The organism is Bacillus sp. MN7755, assembly GCF_054771475.1.
The window spans coordinates 1-16,207 of the sequence record NZ_BTRL01000005.1; the positions used below are offsets into that span (position 1 = coordinate 1).

Sequence of the window (16,207 nt, forward strand, 5' to 3'; positions counted from 1 at the left end):
TTTTGTCGTTTTCTGCGTTTCTGCATCAGCGACGGTTATTAATATATCATGCAGTACATACAGGGTCAATACTTTTTATAAAAAAATTTCACATCCCGTTAAAACTTTAAAAACATGTTCTAAAAATTATTATAGCCTCCCTTCATTCTTCATCACACTTAGCATTTCATATCTTATCACTTTACACGCTTCTTAACGAGTGAAAATTCTAAATTTTATGTTATATTATTATTATAGGAGTGTGGTGAGAATGGGCATTAAATATTCGAACAAAATCAATAAAATCCGAACCTTCGCATTAAGTTTAGTATTCATCGGTCTCTTCATTGCATACTTAGGTGTCTTTTTCCGCGAAAACATTATTATTATGACAACATTTATGATGGTTGGCTTTTTAGCTGTTATCGCTAGTACTGTCGTTTACTTTTGGATTGGTATGTTATCTACTAAGACTATCCAAATTATTTGTCCAAGCTGCGATAAGCCAACAAAAATGCTCGGTCGTGTCGACGCATGTATGCATTGCAATCAACCTTTAACAATGGATCGGAATCTAGAAGGAAAAGAATTTGATGAGAAATACAATAAGAAAAGCTATAAATCATAGGTATATATGGGTACAGCGAGGAAAATACAGCCTTACAAAACTAAAGAAGTTTCAACTCATTAAAAAGGTGATTTCTTAACCAAGAAATCACCTTTTAGATTTGTCCTTAATTAAGTTAGGTTCTTCACTTCACATTTTAAATCCTTCTGAACCTAACGTAATTCCCATATATAATAAAGAAAGAGGCTAACGTAAAGCCGTCAGCCTCTTTCTTTATTATATATTACGCCTTATGACACTCTGGACAAACGCCATAAATTTCTAAGCGATGACTATTAATAACGAAGCCTGTCGTTTTTGCAGCTTCCTCTTCAAGTTGTTCCAAACCTCCATAAGGAAAATCAACAATCTTACCACATTTTTCACAAATCACATGATAATGTTGACTTGTAACATAATCAAATCTACTTGAAGCGTCTCCATAAGTTAATTCCTTTACAAGTCCAACCTCTTTAAATACACGTAAGTTATTATAGACAGTTGCAACACTCATATTTGGAAACTTACCTTCTAATGCTTTATAAATGTCATCCGCTGTTGGGTGCGTCATTGATTCCACAAGGTACTCTAAAATAGCATGACGCTGTGGAGTAATGCGTACACCCGTATTTTTCAGCATTTCTAGCGCTTCTTTTAATTCTTCTTTGACCACCGTCATGCACCCCGATTCTATACGGATTATTATTTTATAATTCTTATAAAGAGTGTACTCCTTTTCTTATAAATCGTCAATATTTCTACTATAAGTATGTGGTTTATTTTTGTATATAGCCTTATTCTTATGTATCTTTCCCCATTTTTTATACAATTACATAGAAAAAAAGTGCGACATAATCGCACTTGGAATACTATCATCTGAGGAGGTATGCCCTACACTTCACTTTATGTAAGACAATAAAATATGTATAGACACTCGCCTTACTTCTATATATTTTATCTCCACAATGGATTTATTTTATATAAGAAAGAACATCTTCAATATGTCCCTTCACTTTCACTTTACGCCACTCTTTTACAAGCTCACCGGCTTTATTAATAAGGAATGTAGAGCGCTCAATTCCCATGTACTCTTTCCCAAAGTTCTTTTTCAATTTCCAAACATCGTATAATTCTGCTACTTTATGATCCTCGTCTACTAAAAGTGTAAATGGAAGTTCATGCTTCTCAATGAATTTCAAATGTCTATTTGCCGGATCCGGACTCACTCCAAAAATAACCGTGTCCTTCTCTTGAAATAATCCATAAGCATCACGGAAATCACACGCTTCAGTTGTACACCCTGGAGTCATATCTTTCGGATAAAAATATAGAACTACATTTTTCCCACGAAAATCAGCTAAGCGAACTTGTTCCCCGTTACTTCCCTCTAATGTAAATTCCGGTGCCATTTCTCCTACTGTAACCATTGTTATCACTCCTATTCTTTTCTTTTACTATAACAAATGCTATCTTATTTTTCATTGTCTATTACAGACCTCATCACGAAAGCAAACGGTAATGTATATCCAATTAGCGCTTCTCCAATTGCAATCCACCGCCCAATTCCAATCGGAGATATATCACCATATCCAACAGACAATAAAGTAACTGCGCTAAAATATAAACAAATTTCAACGAGTTGAAAAGAGTGAGCGTTCAAACTTTCTCCATCCTCTTTCAAAACTGCAAAACCCATTTCTTCTAATACAACATAACTTAATCCAAACGCAATTAGTACAGTTGTATAAATCAAAAATAATGTGGCTAGATTATACAGCGAAAAAAAACGCGTTGAATCTGAATAGGAACTCCATAACAATTGGACACTTCTCAAAATAGCAATTGCTGCAATTAATAGAATAAATCCCCATAACATGTCCTCCACCTCATTTTATATGTATGAGAAAGCCATTGGATTTATCCCTTAGAAACAAACAAGATTCTATAATTAATTCCCAGCACCACGGTACCTTTTTACCCCTTGATTCCAAAGAGTGATTGCAATCGTAAAACAGATAACACCAACGAGTGGTGTTGCAAATGCATAGCTATTCCACTCTGTTTTCCTTAAAAAGTATGCTGCTGGATACACTCCGACAAACGCAAATGGTAAAACAAATGTTAAAATGAAGCGAATCACACGATTATAAATATTAACCGGATAGCGACCATAGTTACCTATGTTATACATTAGCGGCATAATTGAACTTTTCGCATCCGACCAAAAACCAAGGCTTGCAAGCGTAACAAATATCCCTCCATATACAAGTGCGCCTCCTCCTACCATTAGTAAGAATAAGAAGAAATCATACCAGTAAAAAGATAATTGTAACTCCACTGCTGCATATCCCATTACAATCATTCCTGTAATGGCCCCAATTAAAGACTCAAGTTCCATTCTTTCTAATATAATTTGAAACAAGCTATGAATCGGTCTCGTTAATATACGATCCATTTCTCCTTTAATAATGTAACGATCATTAAAGTCCCATATGTTAAAAAAGGCTGAGAAAATGGCAAACGGCACTAAAAAGAAACCATAAATAAAGATTACTTCTTCTCTATTCCAGCCTTTTAATGCTTGTGTATGCCCAAACACAACAAGAATAAAGATTAAATTAACAGCCTGTAGTGATAAATCAGAAAGTAATCCAACGATAAAATCGCCCCGATACTCCAATTTTGTTTTTATATATTGGCTTGCATATTGCAAAAATAGTTTTATATATATCATCTCATCATCCCCCTTGTACAATTAGACGTTTTCTCGCCGTTCTCCACATGAGTACAATTGGAATAATAAGTACAATTGCCCAAATTACTTGGAATAATAATGCCTCATACAATTTACTTCCTTGTATACCTTCTGAAAAAATCATACTCGGAATATAACTAATGGCCTGAAACGGTAAAAACATCATTGCCTTTTGGGCCCATAACGGATAAAAACTAATTGGTAATAATAGACCTGAAAATAAATCAATAACAACACGTTTTGCATACATAATTCCACTATTATTAAATAGGAAGAACGTGAGCATTCCCGTCATTAAATTAATTTGTGTATTAATAATAAAACTAAATATTAAAGATAAGAAGAAATATAGCCATGTTTGAAAATTCGTTGTAATTTGCAATGAAAATAATAAGGTAACGATAACCATACCCGGGATTGAAAAGAATGCAAAACGAAATATTCCTTCACCAAGACCTTGCATCACTTTCATTCCTAAATAGTTATATGGACGAATTAGTTCTACCGCTACACGTCCTTCTTGAATCTCCATCGCAATTTCCCTATCTATATTATTAAAATAAAAGGCACGTGCCATCCACGCAATTGCGATATACGTAGTCATTTGCGAAATAGATAAACTTTCAATGTTCTCTTTTCCGCTATAAATTGCCTGCCATAAAAAATAATACGCACCGATATTAATCGTATAAATTAGAATCCCGCTATAATAGTTTGTGCGATACGCAAGCATCATTAAAAAGCGAATTCGAATCATCTCAATGTACTTACCCATGTTTAATACCTTCTTCATAAATGTTACGAATAATTTCCTCTGTAGACACTTCATTAATTTTTAAATCTTTAATTTGAAAAGCTTGTACTACTTTAGAAATAAGCATTGAAATAATAACTTCTTCATTCGGGATTTTTGCAACCCACGTGTTTTCCTCTTTCGCTTTCGACCAAACGACATGACTATCTGGCATAACCATTGATAAATCCTGATAGGAAACTGGTGCAATAAACTGAAAATGTATTTCTTTCTCTGCTCCCCACTGCGTACGAAGATTATTTAAAGAACCGTCATACATAATATTTCCTTCATCTAGCATGATAACGCGCTCACATAATGCTTCAATATCAGTAATATCATGGGTTGTTAATAAAATCGTTGTTTTATAACGTTCATTCATTTCTTTTAAAAATTCACGTATTTTCAATTTCACAAGTACATCTAGCCCAATTGTTGGTTCATCTAAAAATAATAACGGTGGATTATGAATTAATGCTGCCGCTAATTCACAACGCATTCTTTGACCTAGAGATAACTTTCGAACTGGCTTGTCTAATAAGGGACCAATATCTAACGTTTCGATTACGTGCTCCATATGTTCTTTATACTGAGCGTCTGATACACCGTACACTTTTTTTAATAAACGAAACGATTCTTGTACAGCAATATCCCACCAAAGTTGCGAGCGTTGACCGAAAACAACACCAATTGTTCTTGCAAATTCTTCTCTCTGCTTATGTGGATTCATCCCATTTACTAAAATCTCTCCTGATGTCGGAGTCAAAATCCCCGTAAGCATTTTAATTGTTGTTGATTTACCAGCACCATTCTCACCGATATAACCAACCATCTCACCTTGTTTTACAGTAAAGGATACATCATTTACTGCTGGTACTATTTTATAATTACGATTTAATAAATCGCGAAATGCACCCTTTAAACCCGGACGACTTGAATAGGCTGTAAATTCTTTACGTAACCCTTGTACCTCAATTACCGATTTCATAATCGGACCCCCTTCCTAAATGTCACAACGAATAGTTTACCCAACTGCCTTCTCTATCACAAACAATACGTCTTTTCGAAAAACATGTTAGAATAATACATAGATTTTTGTAAGGAGATGAATTGTAGTGAAATTCACAAAGTCAGAAGCATTACATAAAGAAGCTTTAGAACATATCGTTGGCGGTGTTAATAGTCCTTCTCGTTCTTTTAAAGCGGTTGGCGGCGGCGCTCCTGTTGCTATGGAACGTGGAAAAGGTGCTTATTTCTGGGATGTAGACGGAAATAAATACATCGATTATTTAGCAGCATACGGTCCTATTATTACTGGACATGCTCACCCGCACATCACAAAAGCAATTACAACAGCTGCTGAAAACGGGGTACTTTACGGAACACCAACAGCACTAGAAGTAAAATTTGCAAAAATGTTAAAAGAAGCAATGCCTGCTTTAGATAAAGTCCGCTTCGTAAACTCTGGTACTGAAGCTGTAATGACAACAATCCGTGTTGCTCGTGCTTATACAGGCCGCACAAAAATTATGAAATTTGCTGGTTGTTACCACGGTCATTCTGATTTAGTACTTGTAGCAGCTGGATCTGGTCCTTCTACACTAGGAACTCCTGACTCAGCCGGTGTACCACAAAGTATCGCTCAAGAAGTTATTACCGTTCCATTTAATAATGTAGAAACTTTAAAAGAAGCATTAGATAAATGGGGACATGAAGTAGCAGCTATTCTTGTAGAACCAATTGTTGGAAACTTCGGTATTGTAGAACCAAAACCTGGCTTCCTTGAGAAGGTGAATGAACTTGTTCACGAAGCTGGTGCACTAGTAATTTACGATGAAGTTATTACTGCTTTCCGCTTTATGTACGGTGGTGCTCAAGATTTACTTGGCGTAACACCAGACTTAACAGCGCTTGGTAAAGTTATCGGTGGCGGACTTCCAATCGGTGCTTACGGTGGTAAGCAAGAAATTATGGAACAAGTTGCTCCGCTTGGACCTGCATATCAAGCTGGTACAATGGCAGGAAATCCTGCTTCTATGGCATCTGGTATTGCTTGTCTAGAAGTTCTTCAACAAGAAGGACTTTATGAGAAATTAGATGAACTTGGTGCCATGCTTGAAAAAGGAATTTTAGAGCAAGCTACAAAACATAATATCGATATTACATTAAACCGTCTAAAAGGTGCTTTAACTGTATACTTCACAACAAATACAATTGAAGATTACGATGCAGCACAAGATACAGACGGGGAAATGTTCGGTAAATTCTTCAAGCTAATGCTCCAAGAAGGCGTTAACTTAGCACCTTCTAAATACGAGGCATGGTTCTTAACAACAGAACATACAAAAGAAGATATTGAATATACAATCGAAGCTGTAGGCCGAGCATTCGCTGCTTTAGCGGATAATAAATAATCCCGTCATTAAAAGGAAAAAAGAAAGCACATCTTTCTTTTTTCCTTTTTTCTATTTCATAAATCCCTCATTAATAGTATAATTATTCATAATTATCTGTTTTATTTTTCTTTTATATCCTTACTATCCTTGTATATAAGGCTGCTCAGGCCTTTAATAGTAAGATTATTCTAACTTTAATAAGAGGGGGGATTGACGGATGCTCAATAAAACACATACATGGACACCGTCTTTATTTCGAGATTATAAAAATGCAGAACATGATGCGTGTGGAATCGTTTCCGTTATGGAGAAACGAAAAATTCCTACAAAAGAAAATATTGACCTTTGTATACAATCACTAGTCAAAATGAATCATCGAGCTGGTTTCATTAATGGTGAAGGAGATGGTATCGGCATTCACATTGATGTCCCAAAAGCACTTTGGAATGAGAAGCTGAAAAATAACGGATACAATCCAACGATTGTGGATCATCCCCACTTTATCGTTGGACATTTTTTTCTAAACAAAAAAGAGAATACCGTTAATCTAAAAAATCATATTCGCACACAACTAAACAACGAAAACCTTGCAATCCTTTTCGAAAGTGACGATGTAATAAATTCCGATGCACTCGGTCCACTCGGTAAACAAGAAGAACCTTTATTTTGGCAAGTTGCTCTTATCGCAGAAAATGAAGTTAAAAATATTGAGCAAACATTATTTTCTGTCACAATGAAAATAGAGGAAAACGAAGCAATTCATGTTGCTTCCTTAAGTCGTGACCATGTTGTATATAAAGTTCTAGGTGCTGGGGATACACTTGTTGCCTATTACAATGATTTACAACACCCACTTATCGCTTCAACTATGACATTAGGACATAATCGCTATTCTACTAATACATTATCTAATTTTTTTCGTGTACAACCATTTAGCGTTCTCGGACATAATGGTGAAATTAACACAATTGCAAAATTACGCGATCAAGCTGAAATGATTCATGTTCCCCTTACTGCTGGGGGCAGTGACTCCCAAGATTTAAACCGCACCTTAGAAACTCTACTTGTTCAATACGACTACAGTTTATTTGAAGCAATGGATATACTATTCCCACCAATTATTAATGAAATTAAACTTTATGAACCGCATTTACAAGATTTATATACGTATATACGTGAAGCATGGGGCCATTTTGCACAAGGTCCAGCTGGCATTATTTCACGTTACAAAGATGAAGCTGTTTTCAGCGTTGATTCCCTTGGACTGCGACCAGTATGGAAAGTGGAAACAGAAAGCTCTTATATTTTCTCTTCTGAACCTGGAGTTGTATCACCAACTGAATATGTAGCAGAACCAAAACCACTCGCTCCTGGAGAAAAGGTCGGCCTAAAGTGGAACGAACAAGATGAGCTTGTACTCTACGAATACGATGACTACCAAACTCAAGTATATAACCGTTTAAAAAAACGAGTGGATGTTACCGACTATCATTTGAATTTATCTATCCCTGAAACGAAAGAAATCCAAGGCTTATGTGATTCTATGCAAGTTGAAACGAAGCAATATGTTGCTTTTGGATGGGATCGAGAACATATTCAACTTCTTGAACAGATGGCAACAAAAGGAGTTGAGCCAATTCGCTCACTTGGGCATGACTCACCACTTGCCGCACTCGATACTGATAGACGAAATATCGCTGACTTCATTAAAGAAAGTGTAGCCGTTGTTACAAATCCAGCGATTGATCGTGATCGAGAGGTCGAACACTTCTCTACTCGAACAATACTTGGAGAGCGCCCAAGTTTATTAAGCGGTGCTAAACAGCCATTTTTAGTTGAGATGCTTTCCCCAATTATTTTAGAGGGAAGTGTAGCACAGTCTATTACAGAGGAATTACAGACAATTACGTATGAACAACTTATACAGCTATTCAATACTCATAGCTCTATCGCTACAATCTCTGCTACATTCGCTCCTACCGAAACTTTACAATGCGCCTTAAATCGAATTGGTTCTGAAGCAATAACAGCGGTGAACGATGGAGCTTCCCTATTATTAATAGACGATGCCAATGCCCATCTAAATGGACGGTTATGGATTGATCCGCATTTAGTTACCTCTAAAGTACATCAAATATTAAGCGAAAATAAATTACGCCGAAACTGCTCTCTCGTAATACGTTCTGGTGCCCTTCGCTCCCTACACGATATCGTCACACTGTATGGATTAGGAGCAGATAGTATTAATCCATATTTATTATTTGCAACCGTAAATGACGGGACAAAAACACCCATTACGAATTTATATCATGCACTTAATAAAGGACTGGAAAAAGTCATTTCAACAATTGGAATTCATGAATTACGTGGTTACGGTCGCCTCTATTCTTCTATCGGATTACATGAGGAAATCGCAAATATATTACAAATCACGAATTTCTTCGGTTCAAATAATTTAGCTTTCTCGCTTGAGTCACTTGCTGAAGATGCACAAATGAGAGCGAATGATTATAACGATCCTAAAGTTAGAATGCGAAAATCTTTTCATATATTCCCGCGAATTTGGAAAGCAATCGGCGATGTTGCAAAAGGAAATTCTTATGATGATTACCGTGACAAGTTAAGTGAATTAGAAGAAAATAACCCAATCGCAATTAGACACCTTATTCAAACGAAACAAACAAAACATATCATTCCAACTGAAGAAGTGTCCGTCGGCATTCAAAATCATGATTTACCATTTATTATTAGTTCCATGTCATTTGGCTCTCAAAATGAAATTGCCTTTCGTGCATATGCAGAAGCGGCCGACCAGCTAAATATGATTAGCTTGAACGGTGAAGGCGGCGAAATTAAAGATATGATTGGAAAATATCCACATACACGTGGACAACAAATTGCATCTGGGCGATTTGGCGTAAACGCCGAACTACTAAATTCATCAAACTTAATTGAAATAAAAATTGGGCAAGGCGCAAAGCCTGGTGAAGGTGGACATTTGCCAGGTTCAAAAGTAACAGCCAAAATCGCTGAAGCACGTAATGCAACAATTGGCTCTGATTTAATTTCACCTTCTAACAACCATGATATTTATTCCATTGAAGATTTAGCTCAAATGATTACAGAAATTAAAACGGCTAATCAACTTGCAAAGGTAGCTGTAAAAGTCCCTGTCGTTCCTAACATCGGAACAATTGCTGTCGGTATTGCAAAAGCTGGTGCTGATTTTATTAACATTAGCGGATTTGATGGTGGTACAGGTGCTGCACGTATTCACGCATTGCAACATGTAGGTCTTCCTGTAGAAATTGGTGTGAAAGCCGCTCACAATGCTTTATTAGAAGCAAATATGAGACATAAAGTAGAAATTTGGGCTGATGGCGGTATCCGAAGCGTTAATGATGCCTTGAAAATCATGCTCCTCGGAGCAAACCGCATTGGATTTGGTACATTATCTATGATTGCAATCGGCTGTACAACTTGCCGCGGGTGTCATCTAGATACTTGTCATGTTGGAATTGCAACACAAATTGAATCTGAAGCTCAAGCGAAAGAACACGGATTACGCCGCTTCGTCCCGCGCCAATTAGAAAGCGCCGTTGCTGGATTATTACATTTATTCACCACTTTTGGCATAGAACTAAAACGATTAACAGGAAATCTTGGTTATACAAATTTACAAGACATTGTCGGGCGTTCCGATTTACTAGAACAAGTTCGAGGCGAAAATTTATTAAACTTATGTAATTTACTACAAACGATAGAACACCCATCTGTTACAAAAACGGAACACATGCCGGAAAAACAATTTGAAACAGTTCATTCACCTCATTCAAAAGAACTAGTAGGCGTTGGTGTAGAGCAACGCGTTATGGGTGGTCTAGAATCTTGCTATCGCGTTCGTAGTAAATTATATGAAGACACGAAGCTTGAACCACTTACATTAAAGTATACGAATGGCTCTATTCCCGGAAATGGATTAGGTGCTTACAATAGTGAAAACTTATTTATACACGTAAATGGTGGTGCACAAGATGGTATTGGTAAAACCTCCTTTGGTGGTGGTATTTATATAACGAAAGCAAAAGGGAAAGACGACATATATTATAACGGCTCTGTCGGAAAAGGTTTTGGATACGGGGCACAAAAAGGAGCGTTATACGTTCAAGGTAACGCTGATGCTCGCGCTGGTATCCGCCTCTCTGGAGCAGACATGATAATTGGAGGGCGAATGACAAAGCCACTCCGCGAAAAAGAGCAAGGGAATATAGGATCATACTCTAATATTAAAGGTTTCGCTTTTGAATATATGACAAATGGGCGAGCGCTTGTTTTAGGGGATCCTGGCCCATGGATTTGTGCTGGTATGACTGGCGGTGTTGTTTATTTACGTCATGATTCAAGCTTAGGTTTAACAGAACAGGCCTTAAAAAGAAGAATCGCAAAAGGAGCAAATGTTACATTACAACCAATTAGTAAAAATGGTGTGCAAGATGTGACTGAGTTATTGCTAGACTATATTCGTGTATTAAATGAGCATGAGCAATACGAGGAAGTTGCTTTATTAACACCGTTACTCGATGATATGCAGTACCAGTTTTTTGAAATTATCCCGAAAAAAGAGCAGGCTGACCCATCTATCTCAACAGAATGATATAGCTAACTTTCATTTTCAAGAATAAATTGACGAAGTACACTTCTCATAGTAATCTATAGTAACAATTTGAAACCTGCTGGCATTCAGCAGGTTTTTTTACTAAAAATTGATGTTTAAAAAGAATTAGGAAAAAGTATAAAATGAATCTCAATTTCTTATTAACGTCACTAAAATATCACTTGCTAACATATTGTAATGAATGTATAGTATCATGTTGTACATTCATTATGACAAGAGAAAGGATCTTATTAAGGGTATGAAACTTGGTGCTCGCATTTTAAAAACGGGTATTGCCATCACATTAGCTTTATTTGCTTGTATTTTACTTCACTTACCGAGTCCGGTATTTGCAGGAATCTCAGCTATATTCGCTGTTCAACCGTCTGTATACCGCTCGTATTTAACTGCTCTTGAGCAAATTCAAGCAAACGTCATTGGCGCGGTATTCGCTATCGTATTTGCTACTGCTTTTGGACATAATCCTTTTATTATTGGATTAACATGTATATTAGTAATTGCGCTTACGTTACAATTACGATTAGAAAACACAATATCAATTGCTTTAGTAACAGTTATCGCCATTATGGAGTATCAGGGCGAAGATTTCTTTAGTTTTGCCTTACTTCGCTTTGCGACGATTATGATTGGAATTATTGCGGCCTCACTTGTAAATTTAGTGTTTATGCCGCCAAAATACGAAACAAAACTATATCATCGTATCGTTGATAATACAGAAGAAATTGTAAAATGGATTCGAATGAATAGCAGGCAAGCTTCTGATTTTACAACGCTAAAAACTGATATTGATCGTATGAAAGAAAAAATGATCAAACTAAATCATTACTATTTGCTGTATAAAGAAGAAAGAAGCTACACGAAAAAAGTACAGTTCGCAAAAATTCGTAAGCTCGTTTTATTCAGACAAATGTTAGCGACGACAAGCCGTGCTTTAAGTACGTTAAAATCATTACATCGTACTGAAAACGAACTGCGCTATATGCCAGAAGAATTTCAGGAATCTATCCAAAACGAACTTGATTCATTAACGCATTACCATGAACAAGTTTTATTAAAATTTATTGGTAAAGCAAAAAAACAACAATCTGTTGAAATGCTGGATGAAGTTGAAACAGGTAAACAAGAATTAATTGATATCTTTATGGATTATCAAAACAAAGACGATGAAGAAGCGTATAAAACATGGCTACATCTCTTCCCTCTTATTTCTGCCATTATTAACTATAGTGAAGAAGTAGAGCATTTAGATTTACTTGTGGATAGCTTCTACACATACCATAAACCAGAAGCAGAACTCAAAATCGACGATAAAAAAGAAGACGAATAAAAAAACAGCTCCTTTTACGCTAAAGGAGCTGTTTCTGTTATATGTTGAAGTTGATATACATTGTAATAAAACCCTCTTTTTTTCATTAATTCTTCATGAGAACCTGTCTCTTTAATTTCACCATCTTCAATGTAAATAATCGTATCCACATGCGTGATCGTCGCCAATCGGTGCGCGATTATAATCGTCGTCCGATCAGCAGCTAACGTCTGAAGCGCCTGTTGAATATATCGTTCATTTTCTAAATCTAAAGCAGACGTTGCCTCATCTAATATAAGTAACGATGGATTCTTTAGAAACACTCGTGCAATCGCTACACGTTGCCTTTGTCCACCAGATAACTTCACACCACGTTCCCCAACTACAGTATCGTAACCATCAGGTAACTCTATAATAAAATCGTGAATTTGCGCAGCTTTAGCAGCTGAAATCACTTCTTCCTCTGAAGCTTTCGGATTTCCATATAAAATATTTGCCCCGATTGTATCGCTAAATAACAAATTATCTTGCAGCACAATTCCAATATGACTACGTAAATTTCTCATATCATACTTCCTGACATCTATGCCATCTACATAAACTGCACCTGAAGAAACATCATAGAAACGAGGGATTAAACTAGCAAGAGATGACTTTCCTCCTCCACTCGCTCCTACAAGTGCTACCTTCTCTCCTGGCACCATAGTTAACGAAAGGTTATGTAATATCTCCTTTTCATCCGAATTGTAACGAAAAGATACATTATCAAATATCACTTCACCACTTAATTTTTTCGTTTGTACCGCACTTGGCACATTGACAATATCATATTTTTCATCTAACAATTCAAACACTCGGTCCATCGATGCGAAAGACTGCGTTAATGTTGTAGATGAATTAACAAGGCGACGAAGTGGACTATACAAACTATCCATATATCCGACAAAGGCAACCATAGTCCCTAATGTTAACTGCCCCTGAATCACTTCATATGCTGCAAAGCCAATTACAAGTAACGGGCCTAAATCTGTTAACGTATTTACTGCCGAAAATGTTCTCGCCGTCCAACTCGTATGAGTTAATGCTTTCGTCAAAAATTCATTATTTCTTTTTTCAAACTGCTTCCCCTCATACTCTTCTAATGCAAAACTACGTGTCACTTGCATCCCTTGAATACGTTCATGTAAATACCCTTGCATCGTTGCTAATGCTTGTGAACGCTCCTTCGTCAATTTACGAAGACGCCCGAAAAAATATTTCACTGCCACTACATAAATAGGTAAAATTAATAGCGCAACAAATGTCAATTTTACATTCATAGAAAACATAACAATAATAGCGATAGCAATTGTTGCCGTATCTAACCAAACATTCATCAAACCAGTAATTACAAAGTCCTTCGTTTGTTCTACATCATGGATGACACGTGAAATAATCTCCCCTGTTTTTGTATTCGAATAATAGCGTAAACTCAACTTTTGCAAATGACTAAAAATATGCTTCCGCAAATCATACAGTATTGTATTTGCGATACGCTGCGCGAAATATTGACGATAATATTCAATCGGCGGTCTTAATACTGCAAAAATAAAAAAAGCAATCCCAATCGCTGTTACTAGTTGGGACGTTTTATCTTGAAGTGAGCCCGCACCTTGAATTACATCATCGATAATATATTTTAATAACCACGGCATAATAAGCGGGATACCAAACTTTACTAGGCCAATAATAATTGTAATAGCAATAAGCCATCGATATGGTTTAACAAATTGCAAATATCTTTTTATACCTTGCACATAATCCCCCCTCTAATAGGACAAACCTGCCGGGAAATCCCCTGCAGGTTTGTTTTAATTTCTGTACATTAAATATCTTTCATACCACATATCTACGAAATCAGGCGCGAATGGCCCTTTTCTCTGATGAATCCATTGTGTTAATTGTGCTACATTTCGTTTTAAAATAGTATCAATAACAGGTGGATACTGCATAATTTGGCTATGCTTTTCATACTCATCTTCATCTAAAAGCGTATATGTCATATCTGGATACACTTTAATATCTAAATCATAATCAATGTACTTCAATGCTTCGGAATCATATGCAAAAGGTGAGCTTAAATTACAATAATAATATACTCCCTCTTCCCTTAACATTCCAATCACATTAAACCAATAGTTTGCATGAAAATAACAAATTGCTGGTTCACGAGTAATCCATGTTCGGCCATCTGATTCCGTCACTATTGTACGATCATTTGCTCCGATCACAAGACTCTGTGTCCCTTTTAAAATTGTTGTCTCTTCCCACATTCTATGAATGGAGCCATTATGTTTATAACTATGTATTTGTACTTTTTCTCCTTCTTTGGGAAATCCCATATATGCTCCCTTCTTTCAACTGCAAATGCCCTTTGAACTGCATCCACTTTTTTTCTATTATAACTTTTTTGTCGAAATTTTAAAACTAAAGCGACAAGACTCTATTTTTCACACTGAATACCATATCCTTAACCTTCTTAGGAGATGGAGCCAAACGAGGAAATGAGAATAAAAAAAGCCCTTCCTTATTTCCATGTAAAGAAGGACCTTTCATCTGAAGGCAACGGTATATCTTATCCTAAATTTGAAATCATTTTTTCAGTTTCAAAAGATTGAATCACACTATTTGTTTGCTCTTCAAATTTCTCATGTAATAGCTTAAGTGCTACTTCTGTTCTATATATTTCTTGGCGGATAAAATGTAATTCCTTTTTATCGCACGTATCCTTTTCACTCATTTCAATTTGCTGATACTTCTCTAGATGAGCTTGTAACTTTAACAACTCATCCATCGTTTCCAATTGCTCTCCTACCAACTTATCAAAATCGTTCATTACTTACCCCCTTTTAGACTTATTTATCAGTTATTATTCCTCATTACATATTTCTAATCTTTTACTTCCTTCTCCTTTGACTACATTTGTTGACTTATTAGAAGTTATGTCGTTCACTTTCTATTCATTACAATGACCTAAGCACAAAGAAAACACTTCTCCCGAATTAGAGAAGTGTTTTTCTTTCATTACTGATTTGAACTAGAAGATTGTGATTGTTTTGCAGCTGATTGTGCATTTTGTTTTTTCACGGCATGCACGTCTGTTTCAGTTGCAAATTCTGTACCATAGCTAGCATTTGCACTTTGTGCACCAGAAGCTTGTGCTTTCTTTGCTTCTGATTGTGCGTTTGCTTGTTTTACTGCTTGCACATCTGTTTCAGTTGAAAACTCTGTACCATAACTAGCATTTGTACTTTGAATGCTAGCACCAGAAGTTGCCTTGTTATAACCTTGTTGTTTTTTACTCATCTTTCTCACCTCCACAATCAATAATGTAACCAATTCAACTAGAAGCTATGCGGAATTTTCTTTTGAAAAAATTCCGCATATATCTCTTGTTACTCATTCAAACTATAGAAAATGGAGGTGGAAATATGTATATAGGACGCGATATGACTGAACTAACGATGGTTTCAAAAAACGAATGGAAAGAAGATGAATTAGCTTATTTTCATCATTCATTACAACAGATGTTGCCCTATTTAAATGCGGAAGGGCAAAGTATTTATAAAGAAATTGTAATAGAAATCGAATCAAGGGGTGGCTTACAAGAAGGTGATGCTAGTTGGACTCATGGGACAAAAATTTCTTACGATTAAA

Annotated in this window: 15 protein-coding genes; 5 read left to right on the plus strand and 10 right to left on the minus strand. The window is 36.1% G+C overall.

Going from position 1 to position 16,207, the window contains the following annotated elements:
- The first annotated feature begins 250 nt into the window (after positions 1–250).
- Entirely contained in the window at positions 251–607 is a 357-nt protein-coding gene (locus tag ACYVEC_RS03235) for a YgzB family protein (protein ID WP_063221699.1), read from the plus strand.
- A 223-nt stretch (positions 608–830) separates the two neighbouring features.
- Here ACYVEC_RS03235 and perR read toward each other — a convergent pair whose 3' ends face one another.
- From perR to ACYVEC_RS03265, 6 genes are all read right to left on the minus strand, one after another.
- On the minus strand, positions 831–1,259 hold the full coding sequence (gene perR / locus ACYVEC_RS03240) for a peroxide-responsive transcriptional repressor PerR (RefSeq protein WP_000237831.1): 429 nt from the start codon (positions 1,257–1,259) through the stop codon (positions 831–833).
- Between the two features lie 298 nt (positions 1,260–1,557).
- Positions 1,558–2,013 (minus strand): thioredoxin-dependent thiol peroxidase, encoded by a 456-nt coding sequence (gene bcp / locus ACYVEC_RS03245; RefSeq protein ID WP_063221698.1) that lies wholly within the window; start codon positions 2,011–2,013, stop codon positions 1,558–1,560.
- 44 nt (positions 2,014–2,057) lie between these two features.
- On the minus strand, positions 2,058–2,462 hold the full coding sequence (locus ACYVEC_RS03250) for a potassium channel family protein (protein WP_000964350.1): 405 nt from the start codon (positions 2,460–2,462) through the stop codon (positions 2,058–2,060).
- 72 nt (positions 2,463–2,534) lie between these two features.
- Entirely contained in the window at positions 2,535–3,320 is a 786-nt protein-coding gene (locus tag ACYVEC_RS03255) for an ABC transporter permease (RefSeq protein ID WP_063221697.1), read from the minus strand.
- 4 nt (positions 3,321–3,324) lie between these two features.
- Positions 3,325–4,116, minus strand: coding sequence for an ABC transporter permease (locus ACYVEC_RS03260; RefSeq protein WP_000521517.1), 792 nt, complete (start codon positions 4,114–4,116; stop codon positions 3,325–3,327).
- A complete protein-coding gene (locus ACYVEC_RS03265; protein WP_063221696.1) occupies positions 4,109–5,122 on the minus strand; it encodes an ABC transporter ATP-binding protein in 1,014 nt (337 codons plus the stop codon). Before ACYVEC_RS03265 ends, ACYVEC_RS03260 begins: the two co-directional genes overlap by 8 nt.
- Before the next feature lie 127 nt (positions 5,123–5,249).
- Here ACYVEC_RS03265 and hemL point away from each other — a divergent pair, with 127 nt between their 5' ends.
- The 3 genes from hemL (at position 5,250) to ACYVEC_RS03280 (ending at position 12,532) form a co-directional block, all read left to right on the plus strand.
- Positions 5,250–6,548 (plus strand): glutamate-1-semialdehyde-2,1-aminomutase, encoded by a 1,299-nt coding sequence (hemL, locus tag ACYVEC_RS03270; protein ID WP_063221695.1) that lies wholly within the window; start codon positions 5,250–5,252, stop codon positions 6,546–6,548.
- 199 nt (positions 6,549–6,747) lie between these two features.
- Complete coding sequence (locus ACYVEC_RS03275; RefSeq protein ID WP_460505622.1) at positions 6,748–11,184, plus strand: glutamate synthase-related protein; 4,437 nt, start codon at positions 6,748–6,750, stop codon at positions 11,182–11,184.
- A 259-nt stretch (positions 11,185–11,443) separates the two neighbouring features.
- A complete protein-coding gene (locus ACYVEC_RS03280; protein WP_063221693.1) occupies positions 11,444–12,532 on the plus strand; it encodes an aromatic acid exporter family protein in 1,089 nt (362 codons plus the stop codon).
- 14 nt (positions 12,533–12,546) lie between these two features.
- On the opposite strand, the gene ACYVEC_RS03285 is transcribed toward ACYVEC_RS03280, so the two are convergent.
- The 4 genes from ACYVEC_RS03285 to ACYVEC_RS03300 form a co-directional block, all read right to left on the minus strand.
- The gene (locus ACYVEC_RS03285; protein ID WP_063221692.1) at positions 12,547–14,307 is read right to left on the minus strand and encodes an ABC transporter ATP-binding protein; all 1,761 of its coding nucleotides are present in this window, start codon (positions 14,305–14,307) and stop codon (positions 12,547–12,549) included.
- Between the two features lie 54 nt (positions 14,308–14,361).
- Positions 14,362–14,892, minus strand: coding sequence for a nucleoside tri-diphosphate phosphatase (gene ntdP, locus ACYVEC_RS03290; RefSeq protein ID WP_063221691.1), 531 nt, complete (start codon positions 14,890–14,892; stop codon positions 14,362–14,364).
- Between the two features lie 233 nt (positions 14,893–15,125).
- Positions 15,126–15,386 (minus strand): YgaB family protein, encoded by a 261-nt coding sequence (locus ACYVEC_RS03295; protein ID WP_000997584.1) that lies wholly within the window; start codon positions 15,384–15,386, stop codon positions 15,126–15,128.
- A gap of 188 nt (positions 15,387–15,574) precedes the next feature.
- Positions 15,575–15,856, minus strand: coding sequence for a gamma-type small acid-soluble spore protein (locus ACYVEC_RS03300; protein ID WP_000039045.1), 282 nt, complete (start codon positions 15,854–15,856; stop codon positions 15,575–15,577).
- A 125-nt stretch (positions 15,857–15,981) separates the two neighbouring features.
- On the opposite strand from ACYVEC_RS03300, the gene ACYVEC_RS03305 reads away from it, so the two are divergent.
- Positions 15,982–16,206: a hypothetical protein gene (locus ACYVEC_RS03305; protein WP_063221690.1), complete on the plus strand. Its 225-nt coding sequence runs from the start codon at positions 15,982–15,984 to the stop codon at positions 16,204–16,206.
- Position 16,207 lies beyond the last annotated feature (1 nt).

Coding starts and splice junctions, on each gene's coding strand:
- ACYVEC_RS03280 (WP_063221693.1), top strand. CDS start 11,444: ATGAAACTTGGTGCTCGCATTTTAAAAACGGGTATTGCCATCACATTA.
- ACYVEC_RS03255 (WP_063221697.1), bottom strand. CDS start 3,320: ATGATATATATAAAACTATTTTTGCAATATGCAAGCCAATATATAAAA.
- bcp (WP_063221698.1), bottom strand. CDS start 2,013: ATGGTTACAGTAGGAGAAATGGCACCGGAATTTACATTAGAGGGAAGT.
- ACYVEC_RS03265 (WP_063221696.1), bottom strand. CDS start 5,122: ATGAAATCGGTAATTGAGGTACAAGGGTTACGTAAAGAATTTACAGCC.
- ntdP (WP_063221691.1), bottom strand. CDS start 14,892: ATGGGATTTCCCAAAGAAGGAGAAAAAGTACAAATACATAGTTATAAA.
- ACYVEC_RS03235 (WP_063221699.1), top strand. CDS start 251: ATGGGCATTAAATATTCGAACAAAATCAATAAAATCCGAACCTTCGCA.
- ACYVEC_RS03275 (WP_460505622.1), top strand. CDS start 6,748: ATGCTCAATAAAACACATACATGGACACCGTCTTTATTTCGAGATTAT.
- ACYVEC_RS03260 (WP_000521517.1), bottom strand. CDS start 4,116: ATGGGTAAGTACATTGAGATGATTCGAATTCGCTTTTTAATGATGCTT.
- ACYVEC_RS03300 (WP_000039045.1), bottom strand. CDS start 15,856: ATGAGTAAAAAACAACAAGGTTATAACAAGGCAACTTCTGGTGCTAGC.
- ACYVEC_RS03305 (WP_063221690.1), top strand. CDS start 15,982: ATGTATATAGGACGCGATATGACTGAACTAACGATGGTTTCAAAAAAC.
- ACYVEC_RS03295 (WP_000997584.1), bottom strand. CDS start 15,386: ATGAACGATTTTGATAAGTTGGTAGGAGAGCAATTGGAAACGATGGAT.
- ACYVEC_RS03250 (WP_000964350.1), bottom strand. CDS start 2,462: ATGTTATGGGGATTTATTCTATTAATTGCAGCAATTGCTATTTTGAGA.